General features: G+C 66.7%; 19 protein-coding genes and 1 pseudogene. 8 read left to right on the plus strand and 12 right to left on the minus strand.

Annotated elements, in window-relative coordinates; all coding sequences use genetic code 11:
• Positions 1-95 precede the first annotated feature (95 nt).
• Both ACWDTS_RS10325 and ACWDTS_RS10330 read right to left on the minus strand, forming a co-directional pair.
• Positions 96-446, minus strand: a pseudogene (locus tag ACWDTS_RS10325) (IS110 family transposase); the annotation flags it as partial.
• Positions 447-859: 413 nt separating this feature from the next.
• Positions 860-1,903, minus strand: a complete 1,044-nt coding sequence (locus ACWDTS_RS10330) for an LLM class F420-dependent oxidoreductase (RefSeq protein WP_450118108.1) — start codon at positions 1,901-1,903, stop codon at positions 860-862.
• Between ACWDTS_RS10330 and rph the strand changes: the two genes are divergently transcribed.
• Complete coding sequence (rph, locus tag ACWDTS_RS10335; protein WP_450118109.1) at positions 1,896-4,850, plus strand: rifamycin-inactivating phosphotransferase; 2,955 nt, start codon at positions 1,896-1,898, stop codon at positions 4,848-4,850. The two genes, ACWDTS_RS10330 and rph, sit on opposite strands and share 8 nt — an antisense overlap.
• Before the next feature lie 63 nt (positions 4,851-4,913).
• Here the strand turns inward: rph and ACWDTS_RS10340 are convergent, their stop codons facing one another.
• From ACWDTS_RS10340 to ACWDTS_RS10350, 3 genes are all read right to left on the minus strand, one after another.
• Positions 4,914-5,450: a hypothetical protein gene (locus ACWDTS_RS10340; RefSeq protein ID WP_450118110.1), complete on the minus strand. Its 537-nt coding sequence runs from the start codon at positions 5,448-5,450 to the stop codon at positions 4,914-4,916.
• Positions 5,451-5,549: 99 nt separating this feature from the next.
• Complete coding sequence (locus tag ACWDTS_RS10345; protein WP_450118111.1) at positions 5,550-5,984, minus strand: phospholipase D family protein; 435 nt, start codon at positions 5,982-5,984, stop codon at positions 5,550-5,552.
• A 234-nt stretch (positions 5,985-6,218) separates the two neighbouring features.
• Positions 6,219-7,040 (minus strand): SDR family NAD(P)-dependent oxidoreductase, encoded by an 822-nt coding sequence (locus ACWDTS_RS10350; RefSeq protein ID WP_450118112.1) that lies wholly within the window; start codon positions 7,038-7,040, stop codon positions 6,219-6,221.
• A gap of 246 nt (positions 7,041-7,286) precedes the next feature.
• On the opposite strand from ACWDTS_RS10350, the gene ACWDTS_RS10355 reads away from it, so the two are divergent.
• From ACWDTS_RS10355 to ACWDTS_RS10370, 4 genes are all read left to right on the plus strand, one after another.
• Positions 7,287-7,967 carry a TetR/AcrR family transcriptional regulator gene (locus ACWDTS_RS10355; protein ID WP_450118113.1) on the plus strand — a complete coding sequence of 227 codons (681 nt, stop codon included), beginning with the start codon at positions 7,287-7,289 and terminating at the stop codon, positions 7,965-7,967.
• The gene (locus ACWDTS_RS10360; protein ID WP_450118114.1) at positions 7,967-10,579 is read left to right on the plus strand and encodes an ABC transporter ATP-binding protein/permease; all 2,613 of its coding nucleotides are present in this window, start codon (positions 7,967-7,969) and stop codon (positions 10,577-10,579) included. Before ACWDTS_RS10355 ends, ACWDTS_RS10360 begins: the two co-directional genes overlap by 1 nt.
• Positions 10,576-12,315 (plus strand): ABC transporter ATP-binding protein, encoded by a 1,740-nt coding sequence (locus tag ACWDTS_RS10365; protein WP_450118115.1) that lies wholly within the window; start codon positions 10,576-10,578, stop codon positions 12,313-12,315. Before ACWDTS_RS10360 ends, ACWDTS_RS10365 begins: the two co-directional genes overlap by 4 nt.
• Before the next feature lie 119 nt (positions 12,316-12,434).
• A complete protein-coding gene (locus tag ACWDTS_RS10370; protein ID WP_450118116.1) occupies positions 12,435-13,472 on the plus strand; it encodes a beta-ketoacyl-ACP synthase III in 1,038 nt (345 codons plus the stop codon).
• Positions 13,473-13,535: 63 nt separating this feature from the next.
• On the opposite strand, the gene fabG is transcribed toward ACWDTS_RS10370, so the two are convergent.
• The 4 genes from fabG to ACWDTS_RS10390 all read right to left on the minus strand — a co-directional run bounded on the left by fabG (position 13,536) and on the right by ACWDTS_RS10390 (position 17,631).
• On the minus strand, positions 13,536-14,294 hold the full coding sequence (fabG, locus tag ACWDTS_RS10375; RefSeq protein WP_450118117.1) for a 3-oxoacyl-ACP reductase FabG: 759 nt from the start codon (positions 14,292-14,294) through the stop codon (positions 13,536-13,538).
• Positions 14,295-14,322: 28 nt separating this feature from the next.
• Positions 14,323-15,084, minus strand: coding sequence for an SDR family NAD(P)-dependent oxidoreductase (locus ACWDTS_RS10380; protein WP_420752640.1), 762 nt, complete (start codon positions 15,082-15,084; stop codon positions 14,323-14,325).
• Positions 15,085-15,232: 148 nt separating this feature from the next.
• On the minus strand, positions 15,233-16,450 hold the full coding sequence (locus ACWDTS_RS10385; protein WP_450118118.1) for an acetyl-CoA C-acetyltransferase: 1,218 nt from the start codon (positions 16,448-16,450) through the stop codon (positions 15,233-15,235).
• A gap of 35 nt (positions 16,451-16,485) precedes the next feature.
• A complete protein-coding gene (locus ACWDTS_RS10390; RefSeq protein ID WP_197252933.1) occupies positions 16,486-17,631 on the minus strand; it encodes an acyl-CoA dehydrogenase family protein in 1,146 nt (381 codons plus the stop codon).
• 102 nt (positions 17,632-17,733) lie between these two features.
• On the opposite strand from ACWDTS_RS10390, the gene ACWDTS_RS10395 reads away from it, so the two are divergent.
• From ACWDTS_RS10395 to ACWDTS_RS10405, 3 genes are all read left to right on the plus strand, one after another.
• Positions 17,734-18,336 carry a TetR/AcrR family transcriptional regulator gene (locus ACWDTS_RS10395; RefSeq protein WP_450118119.1) on the plus strand — a complete coding sequence of 201 codons (603 nt, stop codon included), beginning with the start codon at positions 17,734-17,736 and terminating at the stop codon, positions 18,334-18,336.
• 116 nt (positions 18,337-18,452) lie between these two features.
• Complete coding sequence (locus ACWDTS_RS10400; protein WP_197252932.1) at positions 18,453-18,926, plus strand: DUF309 domain-containing protein; 474 nt, start codon at positions 18,453-18,455, stop codon at positions 18,924-18,926.
• A 7-nt stretch (positions 18,927-18,933) separates the two neighbouring features.
• Positions 18,934-19,554, plus strand: a complete 621-nt coding sequence (locus ACWDTS_RS10405; protein ID WP_450118120.1) for an LON peptidase substrate-binding domain-containing protein — start codon at positions 18,934-18,936, stop codon at positions 19,552-19,554.
• A gap of 78 nt (positions 19,555-19,632) precedes the next feature.
• Here ACWDTS_RS10405 and ACWDTS_RS10410 read toward each other — a convergent pair whose 3' ends face one another.
• The 3 genes from ACWDTS_RS10410 to ACWDTS_RS10420 are packed head-to-tail and all read right to left on the minus strand — an operon-like array spanning position 19,633 to position 22,973.
• Positions 19,633-21,324, minus strand: coding sequence for a CotH kinase family protein (locus ACWDTS_RS10410; protein ID WP_450118121.1), 1,692 nt, complete (start codon positions 21,322-21,324; stop codon positions 19,633-19,635).
• Positions 21,324-22,001 (minus strand): DUF4956 domain-containing protein, encoded by a 678-nt coding sequence (locus ACWDTS_RS10415; protein ID WP_450118122.1) that lies wholly within the window; start codon positions 21,999-22,001, stop codon positions 21,324-21,326. Before ACWDTS_RS10415 ends, ACWDTS_RS10410 begins: the two co-directional genes overlap by 1 nt.
• Before the next feature lie 54 nt (positions 22,002-22,055).
• A complete protein-coding gene (locus tag ACWDTS_RS10420) occupies positions 22,056-22,973 on the minus strand; it encodes a VTC domain-containing protein (RefSeq protein ID WP_450118123.1) in 918 nt (305 codons plus the stop codon).
• Between the last annotated feature and the right edge of the window lie 94 nt (positions 22,974-23,067).

Consider the following 23,067-nt stretch of genomic DNA (forward strand, 5'->3'; position numbering starts at 1 on the left):
GGCTACCACTGGAACACGGCAACCGCTACAGTGAAACCGCCCGCGAGTGGGCACTTTCGTTGAGCACAAGCGAGCACATTCGCTGAGCCTCATCAGTGGTTGTGTCGGTCCGTGCGTACCAGATCCGCGAGCAGCTTGGCGTCACCGGCGTCGGACTTCGCACCGGAGACATGGTGACGGTCGCGGTAGCGCGCGACCGCGAGCGGGTTGACCGCGTACACCTGGTACCCGGCCGCGGTCAGCGCCTGCACCCACAGGCCGCGGTCGGTTTCGATGCCGACCACGACCTGACCGGGCTCTGCGGCGTACTCGGCTACCAGCTCGTGTAGTGCGCGTATGCCGGCCAATCCTTCCGGCAGCCGACGTGACGACAACCGTCCGCCAGCGTCATTCATCAGGTGAACGTCGTGGTGGTCTTCGGCCCAATCGTCTCCGACGAAGAGCATCTCTTCCTCCCAACTCTATTCGGTTGCAACCTGTCCAGAGCCTGGAGAACACCCGGCGGCGACCTAATGGATCAGTGCTCGTACGGCACGACACCCCATCAGCGCTACAGGCGGCCTCACCAACCGGCCGGGGCACGCTCTACGGTTAGGAATCGACCTCACTCCTGGGTCTCACGGTGCTCACCGGCCGGCCGGCTCGGTGATCAGCTTCCCCTCCTGATCCGCAACTTGTCGAAGGCTCGCTGATCGACTCCCATTAGGGTCTCCGATCGGTTCGAGACAGCCGCCCGCAGGGCGTCCGCTTCCTATGCGTGGCCGAAAGTTTCGGGCACACGATATGAAGCGGGCTCGGGTGTGCAGTTGTTGTCGACGATTCACACTGAACGCGACAACAACTGCACACCCGGCCGGCGTCACGCGTCGACGATGGCGCGAAGTTTCTCGAGCTGCTCGACGCGTCCTGCCGGGTCGGGGCTGAGGAACTTCACGTTCAAGGTCGTCGCACCCGCCTCCGCGAATGCCGCGACCCGCTCGCGCACGTAGCCCTCGGGGCCGATCAGCGAAATCGCCCGGACCAGCTCGTCCGGCACCGCCGCGGCAGCTTCGTCCTTCTTTCCGTCCAGATACAGATCCTGGATGATCTTGGCGTCGGCCTCGTACCCGTATCGGCGGGCGAGGTCGTTGTAGAAGTTCTTGCCGCGGGCACCCATACCCCCGATGTACAGCGCGAGGTGGGGCTTGACCAGGTCGAGCAGGTGATCGACGTCGTCACCGATCGCGAGCGCGGGGCCTGCGTAGACCTCCAGGTCGCCGAGGGAGGGATCGCGCTTGGCCTTACCCTTCGCGAGCGCCTCACCCCACACGTCGTTCGCGCGCTCCGGGTTGTAGAAGATCGGCTGCCAGCCCTCAGCGATTTCCGCGGTGAGGGCGACATTCTTCGGTCCCAGTGCGGCGATGACGATCGGGATGCGCTCACGCACCGGATGATTGATGATCTTCAGCGGCTTCCCGAGGCCCGTGCCCTTCTCCGGAGGCAGCGGAATCTGGTAGTACTTGCCGTCGTAGCGCACCGGTTCCCGGCGCCACACCTGCCGGCAGATGTCGACGAGCTCGCGGGTGCGTCCGAGCGGCGCCGTGTAGGGCACGCCGTGGAATCCTTCGATCACCTGCGGCCCCGACGCACCGATGCCGAGTACGAACCGTCCGTCGGACACGTAGTCGAGGCCGGCGGCGGTCATCGCCATCAGTGAGGGGGTGCGTGTGTAGATCTGGAAGATCCCGGAGGCGAGCTGCACCCGCGACGTCTTTGCGGCGAGATACCCGAGCTGGCTGACGGCGTCGAACGAGTAGGCCTCGGCCATGAAGACGATGTCCAGACCTGCGCGTTCCAGATCGGCGACCTCGGCGACGGTCTCGGCGAATCCGCCGCTGTAGGTGATCATGGTTCCGATGCGCATCGAGGCACTCCCGTCGAATTGTGCGGTGCTGCTGACGGATCCGAGGTCGATTCCCCGAGAAGACAGCGGTATGTGCAGTTCAACACCGAGCGGGACGAGGCGCAAAGACGCATCGCCGATCGAACTCATTGCCGCCGCCTATGGTCCGCTCCCCGACGATCCGACCATTGTTCGAGGAAGCAAGAGAGGACGAGAGCGGGAATCGCGACCGTTCGGCTTGTTCCCACTTCCAATCTATACACGAATGGCGAGCCTCATGAGGCCCCGATTTTCGGCTCATAATCGCCCGCAGAATGCTGGACCAGCAGGGAAGGGCGGCAGCATGCACTACGTATTGGGCTTCGAGGAGATCGACCGGACGCAGATCGCGCTGGTCGGCGGCAAGGGCGCGAACCTCGGAGAGTTGTCGCGCATCGACGGCGTCCTCGTCCCCGACGGCTTCTGCGTGACAACCGACGCCTATCGCCGAGTCACGACAGGAACGCCGGCGCTCGACGCCCTGTTCGAGCAGCTCACGCATCTCGCTCCGGACGATCGGGAGCAGATCGGCGCGGTGAGCGCGCAGGTTCGTCGCACGATCGAGGACTGGGTCGTCCCGGAGGAGGTGGCAGCGGCGATCAGGCAAGCACTGTCGCGCTTGGGTGACGACACGGCCTGTGCCGTGCGGTCCAGCGCGACCGCGGAGGATCTGCCGTCCGCGTCGTTCGCTGGTCAGCAGGACACGTACCTGAACGTCGTGGGGTCGGACGAAGTCCTCCGGCATGTTGTCAGGTGCTGGGCATCGCTGTTCACCGAACGTGCCGTCACCTACCGGATGCGCAACGGGATCGACCACCGCAAGGTGCACATGGCCGTGGTCGTGCAGCGGATGGTGGTACCGGAGGCGTCCGGGATCATGTTCACGGCCGACCCCGTCACCTCCAACCGGACGGTCACCTCCATCGATGCCGGATTCGGTCTCGGGGAGGCGTTGGTGTCCGGCCAGGTGAACCCGGATGTCTATACGGTGCGCGACGGTGCTGTGGTCGGCAGGACGATCGCGACCAAGCCGCGCGCTCTGTACGCCACACCGGATGGTGGGACACAGATGCGGGAGAATCCGCCGGAGCGGCAGACCCAACCGGTGCTGACGGACACACAGATCCTCCAGCTCGCGCGGTTGGGCCGCCGGATCGAAACGCACTTCGGCTGCCCGCAGGACATCGAATGGTGCCTGCGCGACGGCGATTTCCGGGTCGTTCAGAGCCGGCCCATCACCACGCTGTTCCCGATCCCGGAATCCAATGACGACGAGAATCGCGTGTACGTCTCGGTCGGGCATCAGCAGATGATGACCGACGCCATGAAGCCACTCGGACTTTCCTTCTGGCAGATGACAAGTCGCGCACCGATGCGTGACGCCGGGGGTCGGCTGTTCGTCGACGTCACCGAGCGGCTTGCGTCGGCGACGGCCGGGCCCGCGATCGTTGCCGCGCTCGGAAAATCCGATCCGCTCATCGGCGATGCGCTACAGACGATTCTGGACCGCGGCTTCGTCCCGCAAGGTCCGGACGACGGTTCCATCCCTGCAGCGGTGGGCGTCCCAGACCCGATCGCGCCGGATCCGGCGATCGTCACCGAACTCATCACGCAGAGCGAGGCTTCCCTCGAGGTCTTGAAGCGTGACATCGCAACCAAGACCGGGACGGAGCTGATCGACTTCATTCGGGACGATATCGAGGAACTCAGGCGGGTCCTGTTCGATCCGCGCGGTCTCCAAGCGATCATGGCCGGGATGGGTGCTGCCGACTGGCTGAACGACCGGCTCGACGAGTGGCTGGGCGAACGGAATGCAGCCGACACGCTCACCCAATCGGTTCCGCACAACGTGACCTCGGAAATGGGGCTGGCGCTGCTGGACGTGGCCGACGCCATCCGCCCGCATCCGCAGGTGGTGGCCTTCCTGCAGCAGGTCGAGGACTCGGGTTTCGACGACGACGCCATCCTCGACGAGCTCGAAAAGTTCGACGGCGGCAGCGAAGCCCGCGCCGCCATCGAGGACTACCTCGACAAGTACGGCATGCGATGCGTCGGCGAAATCGACATCACCCGGCCCCGCTGGAGCGAAGCTCCGACGACCCTCGTGCCGCCGATCCTGGGAAATATCAAGGGTTTCGGTCCAGGTGCCGCCGCTGAGCGCTTCGAGCAGGGTCGACGCAACTCCGGCGAGAAGGAACGCGAGGTTCTGGAGCGCTTGCGCGCCTTACCCGATGGGGACACCAAGGCCGAAGAGACGAAGCGGATGATCGACCGTGTCCGGGACTTCGCGGGGTACCGCGAGTATCCGAAGTACGGGATGGTGTGCCGCTACCTCGTGTACAAGCAGGCACTGCTGCGCGAGGCCGACTGCCTCGTCCAGAACGGTGTAGTCCGCGATCGGGAGGACATCTTCTTCCTGAGGTTCGACGAACTCGCCGATCTCGTTGCGACACAGCGTGAGCGCAACGACCTGATCGACGAGCGACGGGACGAGTTCCGCACGTATCAGGCACTGGCAGCGCCACGCGTACTCACGTCGGACGGTGAAGCCCTCACGGGAGCCTACCGTCGCGAGGATCTTCCGGACGGTGCCCTCGCGGGCATGGCGGTGTCGACCGGGACCGTCGAGGGTCGTGCCCGCGTCGTCCTGGATATTGCGCACGCCGACCTCGAGGCCGACGACATCCTGGTCACCGCCTACACCGACCCGAGTTGGACACCCCTGTTCGTCGCGATCAAGGGTCTGGTGACCGAGGTCGGCGGTTTGATGACGCACGGTGCGGTGATCGCGCGAGAGTACGGGCTGCCGGCGGTCGTGGGCGTCGAGAATGCAACACGGCTCATTCGGGACGGGCAACGGATACGGGTGAACGGAACGGACGGGTACGTCGAGATCCTCACTGATGATCCACCGCCTTTCCCCGAGTGATTGGTCGTACCGACGGTGTGGGTTCGTCCCGGAATCCGGCGGCGAACCCACACTCATCGTCTCTCAGTACTCAGGCCAAAGGCTGAGGAGCGCGTCCACTGCAGACTTGCGGAAGTAGTTGCGCTCGAACTCAGGCTTCTCTCCCAGCGCCTCGAACACCCCGATGACGTCTGCCCACGACACATCACGCGATGACTCCGTGAGGTGCAAGTAGCAGTATCTGTCCCCGTTGTCATCGTCGTACAGGTAGACGACGGGCCCCGGCGGCACTACCTGGCCTCCCTTTGTCACCTTCCCCTTCGCACTCGCATCTACGGCGATCACGTAAGCCCCCACGGAGAGCGGTAAGCGGTACTCGGGTTCCTCGATCTCGCGGAACACGAACAGAACTGAATCCGAATCCGGATCGTCACACCCCAACTCGGCCGAAAGGCGCTCTCGGAGGTGCAAGACTTCGGCCGGAGGATCGAACTCTTCTGCCATCCGAACGAGCAGAAGCTGCGTCGGGCGCGGTCTCGACGCAGCACCTGTCGCGTCAGGGATCGTCTCGCCCGCGCTCGACGACGACTCGTCGAGAGTCTCGGTCGGCTCGGATTCCATGTGGTCCGGTGACCGATCCACACCGTATTGCTCGATGAGCGCACGTACATGATCGAGGGTGAGTGGTTCCGCGCGTGTTTTCCACGCAAGCAGTTTCCTTCAGGCCTCGTCGAGGCAGTCGCGGCTATCGGTCAGAACGACGCTCTCGGTGAGCCTTGTCGCCGAGGATCTCGACAAGTTCGCGGACCCCACGAGCAGAAACGCCGGGTGCGATTCTCCTGTCGACTCGGCAAGAATCATCTTGGCGTGCAAGCCCTCCAGCGAATACACGCGTACGCCCGCCTCGATCCACTTTGCAAGCACGAGGGGATCGGTCGATCCGGCACGCACCGTCGACACGCTCGCATCGACGATGATCGAAGAGCCCCGCTCGAGCTTGATCAGATCACCAGCATGCGAGCCGACGTACGCGACCGCCGCCAATATGGTGCACGAGCGTCGCCCGAGGAGAGGGGTAAGTTCGTCCCACACTCGCTGCCCGGCAATCAATCTGACACTTCGATCTTCGAGCCCAAGACTCGCCAAATCCGTCATTGCTGTAGCGCTTCCTCGACCCGCTCATCCGTCGTTGCCAGCGGGGCCGAGTTGTCACGCATGGCGTTGTCGGCCCCTCTCCCTGGTGTCGGCACCCCTTGCCGAACTCGAAGCAAATCTACTGGAGAGGACCGACACGGACGTACGTAGGGCCGATGCGCCCTGTTGTCGACACCCGGTGACGGGAACCATCATTCGGTCCACCCGAGTGAAGGCTCCCCTCACGGGCGAACGTCAGGCCTCCGGCAGCCCCGCAACCAGCTCCGCCACGTGCTGGTTCAGGATTGCCGAAGACATCTCCGGGTGAGGATGGATCCACCGCGCGCCCGCGGTGATCTGCTCGAAGACCAACTTGGCGACCTCCGCGGGGGTGAGTCCGTCACCGGCCAGGTACGCAGCCATCTGCTGCCGATATCCTTCGGCCCCTTCGGTTCCGGTGGTGGCTGCGTCGTCGAAGATGCGGGTGCGCACGGGGCCGGGCAGGAGTACGGACACACCGATGTTCGCGTCGACGGACTCGAGGTCCGCTGCCAGCGACTGCGCGAGGACCCGGACGGCGTGTTTGCTGACCGTGTACGCCGACTGCGACGCGCCGATGCCGACACCCCCGACCGACGACGTGCACAGGACGTGGCCGCGCGCATCCCGCTCGAGCATCGCCGGAACGAATGCGCGGATGACGTTGAACGCTCCGTTGACGTTGATCGCCTGCACGCGCTCCCACTGGGCCGGGTCCGTTTCCCACACGAGCCCGGTCAGCTCCACACCGGCATTGCAGACCAGCAGCGCGGGTGCGCCGTGGTCACGCAGCACCACCTCGGCCAGGGCGTTGGCCGAAGCCGCATCGGACACGTCGGTGCGCACCGCCGTCGCACTGCCACCGGCTGCGCGGATTCCCCCGGCCACCGCTTCCGCGCGGTCGAGGTCGATGTCGGAGACCACGACGGTCATTCCCAGCTCCGCCGCGGCATGCCGGGCCAACCCCTCGCCGATTCCCGAGCCGGCGCCGGAGATCACCGCAACCTTTCCGGTGAGATCGGCTTCGTTCGTTCCCATGTTCCACCCCTCGACTGTTTCCCGACAGAAGGCCACAGAATACCCACACCAAACCCATTGGCCGGAAACATCATTGGGACCTACCGGGTGAGGCATTCCGTCACCCGCGGCGCGAGAACCACGCGGCAATCCCGGCACGATCTCGATCACCCATCTGGGACGACGGTGTTGCACCGCAACGGGGCGGAACTTAGACTGACCTAAGTTAAGGGGCATAACTTAGGTGAGAATCAGGGGAACAGACACGTGATCGGCAGACGTCCGCGCATGTTCGAGGTCGACGACATCATTCGTGCCGGCCGGAAACTCGGGATGCGCCGGCTGAGCATGAACGCCGTCGCCGCGGAGCTCGGCGTGTCCTCGACCGCCCTGTATCGGGCGGTCGACGGGCGGTGGGGGCTCGAACGGCTCGTCGGCGAAAGCCTGCTCGGCGACCTGAAGCTCCACGACGATCCGGATCACGACATCGAGCAGCATCTGCTGTCCTTCGGGCTGCAGATGTGGCATTTCATCGTCCGTCATCCCGGGCTCGGTGTGTACATGCAGACCCTGTTTCCCCGCGGCGAGGCCGGTCGCCTCCTGATGGCGCACCAGATCGAAGCGTTGAGCAAACGCGGATACAGCCCTGATGTTGCGATCGCACTGTCCAGCGTGATCGCCGGTGTCTCCATCAACTACGCGGTGGCCGAGGACTCCCAGCGCGAGCACGCCGAGGAACTCGACGTGCAACGCGAGAAGATCACCGAACAACTGAAGACCGACGAGGACCTGGCGGAGGCGCACCGCGACCTCCCCTCGGTCGAACACACACAATTCGTGAGACTCGTTCTGGCAGCAATGGTCCGGGGAGTCCTGTCGGTCGCCCCTCCCGGGCGACCGCTCGAACAGGTCATGGCCGAGCTGGCGGCGATAGGAATGGGGGTCTGATGGCCAAACGTGGTTTTCAGGGGGCGATGATGCGCGGGTTCGGTGCCCGCGACCACGACGCCGTGGTGACCGGCACCGAACTGCTTGCACCGCATTTTCTGAGGGTCCGGATGTCGTCTCCGACGCTGTTCCAGGACGCCGACCCGGGACCGACCGCATGGGTCCGGATCTGGTTCCCCGACCCGGACGACGGAGAGACCGAATACCAACGCGGATACACCTTTTCGGAAACGGATCCGGATGCGGGCACGTTCGCGGTGGACTTCGTCCTGCACGAACCGGCAGGTCCGGCGTCGACGTGGGCGCAGCGCGCCACCCCCGGCGATCACATCAGCGTCACCTCGTTCGGGTCGCGGACGCTCGACATCCCCGAGGATCTGCCGGCCGGCTACCTGCTGATCGGCGACTCCGCGTCGATCCCGGCGATCAACAGCATCCTCACCGCCCTCCCCCAGGAGGTCGCCGTCGAGCTGTACCTCGAACAGCACCACGAGGACGACCATCTCATTCCGATGGCCGATCATCCTCTGCTGCAGAAGCATTGGGTTCCCCGCGAGGATGCGAACTCGCTGGCCGCGGCGCTCGAGGACCGCGACTGGTCGAACTGGTACGCGTGGGCCGGCCCCGAATCCAACACCCTCAAGCAGTTGCGGACCCGGCTGCGCGACGACTTCGGTTTCCCCAAGTCCGAGGTGCACGCTCAGGCGTACTGGTACGAGGGCCGCGCAATGGGCAAGCTGCGCTCGACCGCCGACGAGCAATCGACCACTGACGAGGCAGCTCTCACGCGAACCACCGTCGCGGCAACAGCAACCGAAGCCGACGAAAAGCCCGCCACCGCTGCGAAACCGGAGCGCGGCACGTGGCAGGCACAGGCCGGCGGACGACTCATCGCCCCGCTGAAGCGCACCCTCGTCACGGCCGGTGTCGTCCAGGCCGTCGTCACCCTGATCCAGCTCGCACCGTTCGTGCTCCTCACCGAACTGGCCCGCCGCATGCTCGACGGCGCACCGTCGTCAGCGCTGTGGCGCCTCGGGATCTGGACGGTCGGGCTGGTGAGCTTCGGTGTGCTGCTCGCGGCGGCCCTGTCCCTGTGGCTGCACACCGTCGATGCCCGCTTCGAACGCGATCTGCGGCAACGACTTCTCGGCAAGCTCGCGAAACTGCCCCTCGGCTGGTTCACCGCTCGCGACTCCGGCCGGATCAAACGACTCGTGCAGGACGACACCCTGTCCCTGCACTACCTGATCACCCACGCCGTGCCCGACGCGGCCGCCGCGGTGGTCGCGCCGATCGCCGTGCTGGTCTACCTGTTCACCGTGGACTGGCGGATCGCGCTCGCGATGTTCCTGCCGATCCTCGTCTACCTGGTGGCGATGATCATCATGATGACCCAGTCGGGGCCGAAGATCGCCCAGTCCACGCGCTGGGCCGAGCGGATGGACACCGAAGCCGCGGGCTACCTCGACGGCCAGCCCGTCATCCGGGTGTTCGGTGGTGCCGCGGCCTCCACGTTCCGGGCACGCCTGCACGAGTACATCCGGTTCCTCGACGACTGGCAGCGCCCGTTCACCGGCAAGAAGACCCTGATGGATCTCGCGACCCGGCCGGCGACCTTCCTGCTGCTCATCACCGCGCTGGGCACCGTGCTGGTCAACAGCGGCACCAACCCGACGACGCTGCTGCCGTTCCTGTTCCTGGGCACCACCTTCGGCGCCCGGCTCCTCGGTCTCGGCTACGGCCTGTCCGGGCTGCGCGACGGCATGCTCGCCGCCCGCCGCATCCAGGTCGCCCTCGACGAACCCGAACTCGAGACCCGGAACCGTTCGGGTCGCCTCCGCGACAACTCCACCGCCGTGGAGTTCGACGGCGTCCGCTTCTCGTACCGACCGAATGTTCCGGTGCTCCACGACATCTCCCTCGAGCTCGGATCCGCCACGGTCACCGCGCTCGTCGGCCTGTCCGGTTCCGGCAAATCCACGATGGCGTCGCTGCTCGCACGGTTCCACGACGTCGACGGAGGCACGATCCGTATCTTCGGCCGCGACATCCGCGAGCTGACCCCGGACGAGCTGTACAAGCAGGTCGGCTTCGTCTTCCAGGACACCCAGCTGATCCACGGCACGGTCCGGGAGAACATCGCGCTCGCCGTCCCCGATGCCACCGATCAGATGATCGAATCGGCCGCACGCAGCGCCTACATCCACGAACGCATCATGGAGCTGCCCGACGGCTACGACACGATGCTCGGCACGAATCCGCCGCTGTCCGGAGGTGAGCGGCAACGCATCACGATCGCCCGGGCGATCCTCGCGGACACACCGATCCTCGTGCTCGACGAGGCCACGGCCTACGCCGATCCCGAATCCGAGTACTTCGTGCAGCAGGCCCTGAGCCGCCTCACCGAGGGTCGCACCGTCCTGGTGATCGCCCACCGCCTGCACACCGTCGTCGGGGTCGACCGCATCGTCGTCCTCGACCACGGCCGCATCGCCGAGACCGGCACCCACACCGAACTGCTGGCCCGCGGCGGCCGCTACCGGAAGCTGTGGGATGCGGGCTCACTTTCGTCCAGCATGCTCGCCGACGCAGATCAGGAGCCGGCCCGATGATCCGCACCCTGCTCACGCTGCTGCCGCCCGGCAGCCGCCGCACCGTCGCCGCCCACCTTTCGTTGACCGTCCTCGGCGTGTTGCTCCGTGCCGCCGGGGTCGTCCTGCTCGTGCCGCTCGTCGGTGCGCTGTTCGGCGAGACTCCTTCCGACGCGTGGCCGTGGCTGGGCGCGCTCGCCGCCGTCACCGTCGTCGGCTGGGTCGTCGACGCGTGGGGTTCCCGCTTCGGATTCGACCTCGGATTCGGGTTGCTGTCGCACGCCCAGCACGAGGTGACCGAGCGGATCGCCCGCATCCGGCTCACGTGGTTCACCGCCGAGAACACCGCGACCGCCCGTCAGGCCATCGCCGCGACCGGCCCGGATCTCGTCGGTCTGATCGTGTACCTGGTGACGCCGCTGCTCGGGGCGGTGCTGCTGCCGCTGGCGATCGCGATCGCCCTGTTCCCGATCTCCTGGGTGCTCGGTGTCGCCGCGCTCGCCGGTGTCCCGCTGCTGCTCGGCGCGTTCCTCGCGGCGGGCCGGTTCTCCCGCAGCGCCGACCGCGTCGCATCCGACACCAATGCGGCGCTGACCGAGCGGATCGTCGAGTTCGCACGCACCCAGCAAGCGCTGCGCGCGGCACGCCGCGTCGAGCCGGCCCGCAGCCACGTGGGCAAGGCTCTGTCGGAGCAGCACTCGGCGACCTTCCGGTTGATCCGCATGCAGATCCCCGGGCAGCTGGTGTTCAGCCTCGCCGCGCAGCTCGCGCTGGTGATCCTGGCCGGTACCGTCGCGGCGTTGACCGTCCGCGGCGACCTGGACGTCCCCGAAGCGATCGCACTGATCGTCGTCATCGTCCGTTACCTCGATCCGTTCACCACTCTGGGCGATCTCACCGCGGGTGTCGAAGCGTCGATCACGACGCTGCGCAGGATCCGCGAGGTGCTCACCGCCCCCGTCGACGACCGATCCGGAACGAATACCATCACAGGCCGACCGCCACGTATCGAATTGCAGGGCATCGGTTTCCGCTACGACGGCGCTGCGGTGCTGGACGGTCTGGACCTGACGTTCGACCCCGGCACCACCACCGCGATCGTCGGGCCGTCCGGATCCGGGAAGAGCACGGTGCTGGCGTTGCTGGCCGGGCTGCACGAACCGCACACCGGGCGTGTCCTCGTCGACGGCATCGACGCCGCGGACCTGGACCCGATCTCCCGGCGCAACCTGGTGGGGGTGGTCTTCCAGCATCCGTACCTGTTCGACGGCACGATCCGCGAGAACATCCTGGTCGGCAACCCGGACGCGGACGACGCCACGCTCGCGACCGCCGCGACCCTCGCGCAGGTCGACGAGATCGTCGCGGCCTCCCCCGACGGCTGGGACACCCGCGTCGGCGAAGGCGGCAGGGCGCTGTCCGGGGGTGAGCGGCAACGCGTTTCGATCGCGCGGGCGCTGCTGAAACCGGCACCGGTGCTGCTCGTCGACGAGGCCACCAGCGCGCTGGACACGGAGAACGAGACCGCGATCGTGCAGGCCCTGACCGCCGACCCGACGCCGCGCACCCGGGTAATCGTCGCGCACCGATTGGCCAGCATCCGCACCGCCGACCGGGTCGTGTTCCTCGAGCACGGCCGCGTCGTCGAGGACGGCGGCGTCGACGAACTGCTCGCCGCAGGGGGTCGCTTCGCGGAGTTCTGGCGGCAGCGCGACGCCGCGTCCGGATGGCGGCTGGAAACGTCACCCAAGGGGTAGTGCCGGGAGCCCCGGAAAGCTCGTAGGGTGCGCAATACGGGAAGTCCGTGCCGAAACCCGCCGTCCGGTTCCATGATGGATCCGGCCGGAATCCATCGATACCGGCCGGAGAGGACACCATGCCCACCGCTATCAACACCGCACCCGCGGTCACGCACGCCGCTCTGCTCGGAATCGGGGCATACCGCCCTCGCCGCGTCGTGCCCAATGCCGAGATCGTCGACCGCATCGATTCCTCCGACGAATGGATCCGGACCCGCTCGGGCATCGCCACCCGCCGCTGGGCCGAACCCGACGAGACGATCGTGTCGATGAGCGTGACCGCCTCCCGCGAGGCGCTGTCCGCAGCCGGGCTGGACGTGGACCAGATCGACGCGGTCGTGCTGGCCACGTCGTCGCAGATGGTGCTCGGCCCCTCCGCCGGGGCGGTCGTGGCCACCGAACTCGGTATGCACGACACCGCGGCGTTCGACATCTCCGCGGGCTGCGCGGGCTTCTGCTACGCGCTGGGGAACGCGGCGGCCCTGGTCCGGGCAGGACAGGCCCGTCACGTTCTCGTGATCGGCGTCGAACGACTGTCGGATCTGCTCGATCCCACCGACCGCACGTGCGCGTTCATCTTCGCCGACGGGGCCGGCGCCGCCGTGGTCGGACCCTCCGACACCGAGGGCATCGGACCGGTCGCGTGGGGCTCCGACGGCTCCCAGACCGACGCCATCAAGCAGGACAAGGACTTCGCGCGGTACTTCGCCGAAGTCGAGGCGGCGGGCGGCAGCGGGACCGTGCCCGAACGGCCCTACATCCGCATGAACGGTGCCGCGGTGTTCCGGTGGGCCGTCACGTTCCTGGAGAAGGCGTGCCGCGACGCCCTCGGCAAGGCCGGGGTCACCGTCGACGACCTGGACGCTTTCGTGCCGCACCAGGCCAACAGCCGCATCACCGACGCGCTGGTTCGCGCGCTGGCCCTGCCCGATTCGGTCGCGGTCGCGGGGGACATCGCCGAGACCGGCAACACGAGCGCCGCGTCGATTCCGCTCGCGATGGAAGAACTCCTCCGGTCCGGCAAGGCGAAACCCGGCGACACCGCCCTGCTGGTGGGGTTCGGCGCCGGGCTCGCGTACGCGGGGCAGGTCGTGAAGCTTCCCCCGCTCGGTTAGACGCCGGAACGACAGCGGCGCTGCGGCCCCCACCGGGGACCACAGCGCCGCGTTCGGCTCGAGTCAGTCCTTCGGACCGCCGGCGACGTAGATGACCTGGCCGGACACGAAGCCCGCACCCTCGGAGGCGAGGAACGACGCGGTGTGGGCGATGTCCTCCGGCTTGCCGACGCGCGCGACCGGGATCTGCGCCGCGGCGGCCTTCTTGTAGTCCTCGAACGGGACGCCGACACGCTCGGCGGTCGCGGCGGTCATCTCGGTCTCGATGAAGCCCGGGGCGATCGCGTTGGCGGTGACACCGAACTTGCCGAGCTCGATCGCGAGGGTCTTGGTGAAGCCCTGCATGCCGGCCTTGGCAGCGGAGTAGTTCACCTGACCGCGGTTGCCCTGCGCGGACGTGCTCGACAGGTTGACGACGCGGCCGAACTTGTTGTCCACCATGTACTTCTGGCAGGCACGCGTCATGAGGAACGCGCCGCGCAGGTGCACGGCCATGACGGCGTCCCAGTCTTCGACGGTCATCTTGAACAGGAGGTTGTCGCGGGTGATGCCGGCGTTGTTGATCAGGACCGTCGGCTCGCCGAGTTCGGTGGCGACCTTCTCCACCGCAGCGGCGACGGACTGCTCGTCGGCGACGTTCGCGCCGACCGCGAGGGCCTTGCCGCCGACGGACTCGATGGCGGCGACGGTGTCGGCGCAGGCGTCGGCGTCGAGATCGAGCACGGCGACCTGGAGGCCGTCCTCGGCGAGACGCTTGGCGACGGCGGCACCGATGCCGCGGGCGGCTCCGGTGACGATGGCGGTGCGGACTGTCGAGCTCACTACGAAACCTCCAGTAGATGGTGAACGGTCAGTTGATGGTAAGGCCGCCGTCGACCGCGAGGGTCTGCCCCGTCACATACCCGGCCGCGTCGGACACGAGCCATACGAGGGTCGCGGCGAGTTCGGCCGGGTCACCGGTGCGGCCCAGGACGATCCGCGACTTCATGCTCTCGATGTAGCCCTCCGGGTACTCGTCGGTCATCTCGGTCGCGAAGAAGCCCGGGGCGATCGAGTTGACGCGGATGCCCTTGCGCAGACCCCACTGCTGCGCGAGGTCGCGGGTCAGGCCGATGACCCCGGCCTTGCTCGCGGCGTACGCGGCCTGCGGCAGGCCCGCGGTGGTGATGCCGAGGATCGAGGAGATGTTGACGATCGAGCTGCCCGGCTGCATGACGCGACCGGCGGCCTGCGCGGCCCAGTAGGAGCCGTTGAGGTTGATGTCGATGACGCGGCGGAACTGGTCCGGGGTCTCCTTCGTGGCGGGGACCGCGGTGCCGATACCGGCGTTGTTGACGAGGATGTCGACCTTGCCGAGTTGCTCGACGGCGGTGTCGACCATGCGCTGCGCCTGGTCCGGATCGGCGATGTCGGTTTCGACGGTGACGGCGCGACGGCCGGCGGCGCGGACGAGTTCGGCGGTCTCCGCGAGCCGGTCGGCGCGGCGAGCCGCGAGCACCACATCGGCGCCGGCTTCGGCCAGCGCCTGCGCGAACGCGACACCGAGACCGGACGATGCGCCGGTGACGATCGCGACGCGATCGTCGAGGCGGAACCTGTCGAGTGCGGACACAGTTGTCTCCTCGGAAAGTACGGGGCTACGGATCTGTATAGCCCGGAGAGATGGTGGATTTCAATCGGACACGCCGTGAAAAACGTTAGGCCGCATGCCTTTTCAGACATACGGCCTAACGGTGTGATTGCCCTTGCCTATACGGGCGTCAGCTCAGACGCTCGAGGACCATCGCCATGCCCTGGCCGCCGCCGACACACATGGTCTCGACGCCGAACTGTTTGTCGTGGGTCTGCAGGTTGTTGATCAGCGTGTTCGTGATGCGCGCACCGGTCATACCGAACGGGTGGCCGAGCGCGATCGCACCGCCGGAGACGTTGAGCTTGTCCTCGTCGATACCCAGCTCGCGGGCCGAACCGAGCACCTGCACGGCGAACGCCTCGTTGATCTCGAACAGGTCGATATCGGAGATCGACTTACCGGCCAGCGCCAGCGCCTTCTTCACGGCCTCGATCGGGCCGAGGCCCATGATCTCGGGCGACAGACCCGACACGCCGGTCGAGACGATCCGGGCGAGCGGGGTCAGACCCAGCTCCTTCGCCTTGGTGTCCGACATGATCACCAGCGCCGCGGCACCGTCGTTGAGCGGGCACGCGTTGCCGGCGGTGACCGTGCCGTCCGGGCGGAACACCGGCTTGAGCTGGCTGACCGCCTCGTAGGTGGTGCCCGCGCGCGGGCCGTCGTCGGTGGAGACGACGGTGCCGTCGGGCAGGGTCAGCGGGGTGATCTCCTTCTCGAAGAACCCGGACTTGATGGCATCCTCCGCGCGGTTCTGCGACCGCACGCCCCACCGGTCCTGGTCCTCACGGGAGATCCCGGTGTACGAGGCGACGTTCTCGGCGGTCTGGCCCATCGCGATGTAGACGTCGGGGAGCAGGCCGTCCCGGCGCGGATCGGTCCACGGGGTGCCGCCCTCGGCGAGCTTCGCGGTGCGGGCCTCGGCGTCCGCGTAGAGCGGGTTCTTCGTGTTCGGCAGTCCGTCGGCGTTGCCGGTGATGTAGCTCGACACCGACTCGACACCGGCGGAGATGAACACGTCACCCTCGCCGGCCTTGATCGCGTGCATCGCCATGCGGGTGGTCTGCAGCGACGACGAGCAGTACCGGTTGACGGTCACGCCCGGCAGGAAGTCGTAGCCGAGCTGCACCGCGACGGTCCGCGCGATGTTGAAACCCGACTGGCCGGCGGGCTGGCCGCAGCCGAGGAGAAGGTCGTCGATCTCGGTGGGGTCGAGTTCGGGCACCTTCGCCAGCGCGGCGGCGACCATCTGGGCGGCCATGTCGTCGGGGCGCAACGACTTGAGCGAGCCCTTCATCGCGCGGCCGATGGGCGAACGTACTGCGGAGACGATCACTGCTTCGGGCATCGGAAGCTCCTTCGAAAAGAGTGGAGTATCGGGGACTACAGGCCGAGGTCGCGGCCGATGAGTTCCTTCATGATCTCGTTGGTGCCGGCCCAGATCTTGGTGACGCGGGCATCCTTCCAGGCACGGGCCACACGGTACTCGTTCATGAAGCCGTAGCCGCCGTGAATCTGCACGCAGGCGTCGAGAACCTCGGACTGCGTCTGCGCCGTCCACCACTTGGCCTTGGCTGCGTCGACAGCGCTGAGCTCACCGTCGGCGTGGGCCTCGACGGCCTGGTCGACGTAGGCCTCGGCGACCTCGATCTTGGTGACGAGCTCGGCGAGCAGGAACTTGTTGTACTGCATGGTGCCGATGGCCTGGCCGAACGCCTTGCGCTCCTTGGCGTACTCGATGGTCTCGAGCAGGATGTGCTTGGCGTGGTGCACGTTGTTGATGGCGGAGCCGAGACGCTCCTGCGGGAGCAGCTTCATCATCGAGATGAAGCCCATGCCCTCTTCACCGAGGAGATTCTTGCCCGGGACGCGGACGTCCTTGAAGAACAGTTCGGCGGTGTCGGCCTCGGGCTGGCCGACCTTGTCGAGCTTGCGGCCGTTCTCGAAGCCCTCCATGCCGCGCTCGACGACGAGCAGCGAAATGCCCTTGGCGCCCTTCGACGGATCGGTGCGGGCCGCGACGACAACCAGGTCGCAGTTGTAGCCGTTGGTGATGAAGGTCTTCGCGCCGTTGAGGATCCAGTCGTCGCCGTCGCGGACCGCGGTGGTCTTGAGGTTGGCGAGGTCCGAACCACCGGACGGCTCGGTCATGCCGATCGCGCAGATGAGCTCACCGGTGGCGCAACGCGGCAGCCAGCGCTCGCGCTGCTCCTCGTTACCGAGGTGGACGATGTACGGCACGGTGATGTCGGAGTGGATGCCGATCGACGACGACAGCGCCATGTTCGCCCGGGCGAACTCCTCGGCGACGATCGCGTTGAAGCGGTAGTCGTTCGCTTCCATGCCACCGAACCGCTCGGGGATCTCGAGCCCCAGGAAGCCCGCCTTGCCCGCTTCGATCCAGATGTCGCGGGGGATCTCGTGACGTTCGATGAGTTCCTCGGCACGGGGCAGCACGAACCGGTTCACGAACTCGCGAGCCGACTCGCGGAACGCCTCGTGATCGGGACCGTACAGGGTGCGTCGCATTCAACCGCTCCTAATCTAAGCACGCGCTTATAATCTAAGCGTTTGCTTATAGTGGACCCGATGCGGCAAGTTGTCAACTGCCGGGAACACAGGGAGAGCACAGTGGCCACATCGAGAGACGACGTGATCAGCGGATCCAAGGCGGCGGCCCGCCTGCGGGAAGCCGCCGTCGAGGTATTCGCCGAGAACGGGTACGGCGGCACCACCACCCGCCAGATCGCCGCGCGCCTCGACATGAGCCCGGCCGCGATGTATCCGCACTACAAGTCCAAGGAAGAACTGCTCTACGCGATCGGCTACGAGGGACACGACCTGGCGTTGCGGGTCGTGCAGGACGCCGACATCCCCGGCGCCGACGCCACCGAACGTCTCGCCACGATCATCCGGCGCTTCGCGGAATGGCAGGCCGAGAACCACAGCCGTGCCCGCGTCGTCCAGTACGAACTCACCGCTCTCACGCCGGAGCACTACCGCGTCATCACCGGACTGCGACGACGGACGACGCAGGTGGTCCGCGACGTCGTCGACGCCGGCCTGGCCTCCGGCGAGTTCACCGTGCCCGACGCCGAGGGCGTCACCCTCGCCCTGATGTCGCTGTGCGTCGACATCTGCCGCTGGTATCCGTCGGGCCGCTACCAGGACCCCGAAACCATCGGCGCGCTCTACGCCGATCTCGCGCTGCGACTCGTCGGCGCCGTGCACTGAATCGCGAAATCCGCACGGCCACTGGACAACCGCCGAGCTCCTCCGGCGCGCGGATCTCACCACCCGCGCGCGGATGTTGCAACGGAGTGCGGTTGTCCGGGAGTAGTCTCGACGGCATGACCGAGCGTGATCGGGACCCCGACGGCAAGCCGAAGAACGCCCGCCCCCGCGACGCGCTGGGCCGTCCGCTCCCCTATGGCGAGGAGGGCGTCGAACCCATCCCCGAAGACCTCGACCTGTCACCCAACGAGGCCATCACCGAGGCCCAGCGGCTGTTCGACCACGGATACCCCTTCCACGCACACGAGGTGTTCGAAGGATCGTGGAAATCGGCGCCGGTCGAGGAACGCACCCTGTGGCAGGGACTCGCGCAGCTCGCGGTCGGGCTCACCCACCTGCTGCGCGGCAATCCGTCCGGTGCCGCGTCACTGCTCCGGCAGGGGCAGGCCCGGGTGCGGCACTACGAGGACGCACCGCCGCACGGCCTCGACATCGACGGCCTGTCCGCGTGGGCGGACCACCTGCTCGCCGAGATCGAGCGCGGCGATCCGATCCCCGAACCGCCCGTACCGCGCCTGCGGATGCCATGATGCGGTGATGCCGATCCTGCCGATGTTCCCGCTGGGAACAGCGCTGCTGCCGGGCGATCACCTGCCGTTGCGGGTGTTCGAACCCCGCTACCAGCAGCTGGTCCACGACTGCATGGCCGCACCCGACGGACCGCGCTTCGGTGTCGTGCTCATCGCGCGCGGACACGAGGTCGGTGGCGGCGACGTGCGGCACGACGTCGGGACGGTCGCGCGGATCGTCGTCGACACCGAACTCGGCGGCGGCCACCACCGGCTCGAATGCATCGCCGAGGAACGCATCCGGATCCTGCAGTGGCTGCCGGACGATCCGTATCCGCGCGCCGAGGTCGAACCGTGGCCCGACGCCCCGTCCGAGGGCACGGACCTGTCCGGGCTGACCGGGCTGTTCGGGAAGCTGTACGGACTACTCGACCGGCTCGTCGAGAACGGCGTGAACCCACCGCGCGCGGACGACCTGCCCGACGACCCGGGTGCCCGGCTCTACGCGCTGTCGCGGTGGGTGCCGATGGGCGAGGCCGACAGACACGCCCTGCTCGCCGCGCCGGGACCCGACGAACGACTGGCCGTGCTCACCGAGGCGATCGCCACGGCCATCGACCTCGCCGAATGGCAGTTGAAGGACCAGTGATTCCGAAGAAGGGGTGATACGGAAGCGGCGGCACGGTGTGTGAACACCGCGCCGCCGCACCGTCGCTTCCCGGATCGCTCACCGATCGCGCAGGGCTGCCAGAGCCTCGGTTCGCTGGTCGATCCACGTGCGCATCGAATCGATGCTCGCCTGCAGGGTTTCCTGCGTGAGACCGTCGGTGACCGGGACGGTCTCGGCGATCTCGTCCAGCAATGCAGTCGCGCGTCCGCTGCCGTAGATCTGCTCGAACAGATCCCAGTACGCGCTCTCGTACACGGCCGTGAACGCGTCCGACTCGAGGAAGCGGGTCTTCAGCGGATTGCCCATCGACATGCCCGGAGGTCCGCCTTCCGGCCCGCCGGGGAAGGCCGGCACTCCGTTCGGCGTTCCCTGAGGCATCCCACCGCCACCCTGCGGCGGGGTCACTCCTGCGGGAGGTGTCATGCCCTCGGGTGGTGTCATCCCCTCCGGAGGCGTCATGCCCTCCGGCGCCGTGCCCCCGGCCTGCGGCGTGCCCTCACCGGGTGCTGCGCCCGTGCCGTTCATGCCCGGCGGCATGCCACCACCCGGCCCACCCGGTCCCATCATGCCGACCGAGTCGCGCGGTCCGGCACTCGTACCGCCCTGCATCGCCAGGTTCAGATCCCACGAGACGACGGCGAGCTTCTCGGTGCCCAGGTCGTACCAGAGGTAGTAGTTCTGGCCCGGGCCGGCCATGTCGTCGCCGTTGACGAGGAGGTTCTGCGTCGCGACGTAGCGGGCGAAGGATTCGACGTCGACCCAGTCTCCGAGGTGCGCGTCGAACTCCTCGTCGCTCGCCGTGTCCATCCACTTCAGGAAGTTCACGATCGGCTGCAGGTTGCCGCTGCCGACCGCGTTGATCTGCTTGAACTGATCGGCGTAGGACGACTGGTCGTCGTCGACGTACTCGAAACGTGAACTGGCATCGGCCTTGTACAGATAGCCGTCGCCGTCGAACAGCGAGTTGGCGTAACCGTCGTCGGGATGCTCGAGCAACAGCCGTGTCGTGGTGGCACTGTCGTTGATCGAGTACACCGTGTACGCGTACCGCTGCGTCGGCTGGCCGGTCTCCGCGGTGAGCGACAACGCCATCGCCTCGTTCAGCACCGGCGTGCCCGGCCGCACCGACAACTCGGTCATGCCCTGATAGGCACGGCCCGAGGCGTTCTCGTCGAAGCTGATGAGCAGGGGCAGCGACGTCGGATCGTCCTCCGACGCCGACGACATCACGGGGCCCATCCGTCCGGGATCGAAACCCTCGGGGAATTCGAATCCTTCCGGTAGTTCCATACCTTCCGGGGGCCGGAAGCCCGAACCACCGGGCCTGGCGTCGTCGCCGCGCACGCCCATCAGAGTCGAGTTGCCCTTGAGCCGGACGGACACGTCGTTGACGAACGTGCCGTCGATGGTGAGGTCGGCGGTCACCCACTTCTTGTCGCCGGTCTTCTGGAACGTGGTGATCATGTCCCGATATTCGGCATCGGTGATCTCCAGCGACACCTCGTGCTGCACAGAACTGTCGAACAGGTCGACGGTTCCGGCGATGTTCTCGGTGATCTCCGAGGCGATAACCGTTGTGTCCCCGACGATGTAGGGACGGATCCGGGCACTGCCGAACGCGGTCGCCATGATCGTGACGAACGCGACGAACACCACCAGCAGCTTCCAGTGCTGACGCAGCGATGTCGGGATCCGATGCTTGAGCCGACGCCGCGGTCGGGGCTCGCCGGCGGTGTTCGTCCCGCTCATCAGATGTCCGTCTGGTCGTATCCGGTCAGGACGGTGACGCGCTGGCCGGTGTTGACCGCGCTCAGTGCCGCGATCAGCTCGGACGCCTTCTTACCCTTGCGCAACTGCGCCGTGTAGTACAGCTCGTTGAGTGCTCCCGCACGGACGGATTCGGTGGAGACCAGCTCGAATTCCGTGCAGAACTCGATGAGGACGTCTTCGACGAACGCGTCGAACCCCGGCTCCGGCGGCACCTGCACCTTCACGACCTGACGCTGCACGTCGAGCTTGAACCAGTTGAACTTGTTCATGATCAGCAGCACGAGGCAGATCGCGACGGTCGCGGCCACCGCGAGGATGTAGAAGCGGGTGCCGGTGGTCATGCCGATCGCCATCACCAGGAAGATGAACCCGACGTCACGAGTTTCTTTGATGGCGTTGCGGAATCGCACGACCGACAGCGCGCCGACGAGCGCGAACGCCCGGGCGATGTTGGAGCCGACCACGAGCATGATCAGCGAGATGATCATGCCGACCATCACGAGGGTCTGCACGTAGGACTGGCTGTAGGAGACGTTCTTGTGCGTGTATCGGTAGACCCAGCCGATGACGGCGGACAGCACGAACGACAATGACAGCGACACGATGATGTCGAATGTCGAAAACGTCCCGCTGAGGTCCTGAAGATCGAAATTCATGGTTGTCCTGGTGTCCGAATGGTTGGAAATCTATGAAAAGTGCTGCGTGCGTGGCTAACCCACGACCGGAGCGGGTTCGCCGAAGAGATCCGGCGGGACGGGCTCGTCGAACCCTTCGGGCAGGATCGGTTCGGGTGCGCCGGTGATCGAGCGCGGTGCCAACCCGAACGCCTGCACCGACTGGCAGTACTTCGAGATCCGGATGACCGACATGTTCAGTCGCGCGGTCAGATCCGTCGCCCAGTACGGAACCCGTTCGTTCGCCTTGAGTTCCACGATCGCCAGCTTCGGCGGGATGATGAAGCGGTTCTCGGCGCCGGATGCGAAATGGAAGTCGCGGTCGCGGCCGTGCACCTTGTGATCGATCGTCACCCGCAGGCCCAGATCGGCTTCGCGGCCGACGAACGCCTCCCGCAGGTAGCCGGTCGTGACAACCGGCCGCAGATCGAGATTGCCGATCAGGGTGGTCACCTCGTTCACGAACGGTCGCTGCGACGGATCGCACTCGATCTCCTCGCGGCCGTCCAGCCACCGCCGCGCCTGCCCGTAGGGCAGCGCGATCCGCCGCTTCTGGGTCACGCGGTTGACGCGCTGCTTGATCTCGATCTGCACCGAGGTGTCGTCGGTGCAGTCCGCCGGATTGCCGTACAGCCGCATCCGGAGCTTGCGCCGGAACTTCAGGCCCTCGATCTTCTCCCAGTAGAAGCGCAGATCCGCGGTGTCGTAGTACAGCGACGTCACCGGATATCCGCCGTGCGGCGAGAACGGATCGGCGTCCATGCGGGCGGCGAGCTCGGCCCGCAGCTCCGGGACCTTCATCTCGTCGACGAGGTACTTGATCTCGTACCGGTTGAAGGCGTGCAGCTTGCTCGCCGTCTGCTGATAGCCGACGGGACCGGCCGGAACGTCCTCGACCGATTCGGTTGGATCATCCGACGAGGATCGCTTCCGGAATCGATCGATGAGGCTCATGGCGGCGGCAGCTCCCGGCTGATCGGTGGCGAACGGGTGAACGCTCCGAGTACACCCGACGACGTTTCCGGGAAGCTGGAAGGAAGCTGGCAAT

Source organism: Rhodococcus sp. NPDC003383, from assembly GCF_053589115.1.